The following is a 1979-nucleotide window of genomic DNA, read 5'->3' on the forward strand; positions in this document are numbered from 1 at the left end:
AGAGCATCACACGCCCTTCGGCACCGTGCAGAAGTTCATCTACTGCCTGTGCCGCAAGGAGCCGAGCTGATCGTCGGTGCTTTCCAGCGATGAGGCAGCAGCTCGTCGATCCGGCTGGCGGGCTGCGTCGGCAGTCGCTCCAGCACATCACACAAGTACGCATAGGGGTCAAGCGCATTGAGCTTTGCCGAGTGGATCAGGCTCATCACGGCCGCTGCCCGCTTGCCCGCGCGCGAACTGCCGGCGAACAGCCAGTTCTGCCGCCCCAGCGCGATGGGCCGGATGCGGTTTTCCACCCAGTTGTTGTCGATGGGCAGATCGCCGTCGTCGAGGTAGCGTGTCAGCGCCGCCCAGCGCTTGAGGCTGTAGTCGATGGCCCTGGCCGTGGCTGAGCCATCCGGCACACGCTGGCGCTGTTGCCGCAGCCACTGGTTCAGGGCATCGGCCAGCGGCCGGGCGGCTCGGCGGGCTTCAAGCCGAGTCGTGCTGTCGGCGTTGGCGGTGGTTCGCTCGACCTCGTAGAGCTGGCCGAAGAACTTCAGCGCCAGCTCGCCGACCTGGCTGCCGTGGTTGGCCCAGAGTTCATGGAACTTACGCCGGGCGTGCGCCATGCAGCCGACCTCGGTCACCCCCAGCTCGAAGCAAGCCTTGTAGCCGGCGAAGTCGTCACAGACGAGCTTGCCTTGCCAAGCTGGCTTGCCCGGCGTTCCCGGCAAGCCGAGGAAGTCACGGGCGTGCTGGCCACCACGGCTGTCGGCGAAGTCGAAGACGACGGCCTGCAACGTGCTGAACTGCGTGCTGCAGTAGCTCCAGAGGTAGGCCCGATGGGTCTTGCCATCGCGCTGCCCGGCGGGCTTGAGCATGGCCACCGGCGTCTCGTCAGCGTGCAACACCGGCTGGCGCAGCAGCTCGGCGGTCAGCGCGTCAACGAGGGGCTGCAGTTGCACGCCGCACTCGCCGACCCACTGCGCCAGCGTGGAGCGCGAGATGGCGTGGCCGGCACGCTCGAAGATGGCCTCCTGCCGGTACAGCGGCAGGTGGTCCAGGTACTTGGCCACGAGCACCTGGGCCAGCAGGCCTGTCGTCGGCAGGCCCTTGTCGATGATGTGTGGCGCGACCGGCGCCTGCACGATGCGCTCGCAGCACTTGCACACCCACTTGCCGCGGATGTGGCGCTCCACCGTGAAGACGCCCGGCTGGTAGTCCAGCTTCTCGGCCACGTCCTCGCCGATGCGCTGCATGGCCTGGCCGCAACCGCAGGTGGTGTTCTCGGGCTCGTGGCACACGTCGCGACGCGGCAGATGCGCCGGCAGCTTCTCACGCCGAGGCTGCTGCCGCTCGCCCGCGGCGCGTCCTGGTTGCAGCGCCTCAATCTCGGCGGCCACCGCCGCCAGGTCGCTGTCCAACGTCTCGTCCAGCAAGCTCTTCTGCTCGGCGCTGAAGCGCTCGCTCTGCGCGGCGAACTTCAGCCGCTTGAGGATGGCGTTCTCGTGGGTGAGCTTGTCGATGACGGCCTGTTTGAACGCCGCTTCGGCGCGTGCAGACCGCAGGGCGTCGCGCAGTTGCTGGGCATCGAGCGTGTCGAGGTCGTCGGCAATCACGAGACGTGATGCTGCTAGCCCCAGGGCATGCTGCCCATCGGCAGATGCCGCAATGGACGCGGTGCTACAGCAGCGTGATGACGCCGGCCTCGCCGACGTGCTGCCAAGGCAGGCCCAGCACCAGGGCGTCGAACTGAGTGCGGCTCAGGCTCAACGTGCCAGACACGTCACGGGGCCAGACGAAGCGGCCGGCGTTTAGGCGGCGGGCCGCCAGCCACACGCCGATGCCGTCATGCACGAGCACCTTCATGCGGTTGGCCCGGCGGTTGGCGAACAAGTAGGCGTGGTGAGGGCGCGCTGCGCCGAACACAGCCACGACGCGCCGAAGGGCAGCCTCGGTGCCGGCCCGCATGTCCAGCGGCTCGACCGCCAGCCACA

At 68.1% G+C, this 1979-nt stretch carries 2 protein-coding genes; both read right to left on the bottom strand.

The genetic code is table 11. The features are described from left to right. Positions 1-35: 35 nt before the first annotated feature. On the bottom strand, positions 36-1625 hold the full coding sequence (tnpC, locus tag AC3WOE_RS30430) for an IS66 family transposase (protein ID WP_492696283.1): 1590 nt from the start codon (positions 1623-1625) through the stop codon (positions 36-38). A gap of 40 nt (positions 1626-1665) precedes the next feature. Beyond that, positions 1666-1979 (bottom strand): IS66 family insertion sequence element accessory protein TnpB (tnpB, locus tag AC3WOE_RS30435; protein WP_492696281.1); only part of this gene is annotated, 314 nt, incomplete at its 5' end.

The organism is Roseateles sp. FW305-36 (assembly GCF_058787015.1).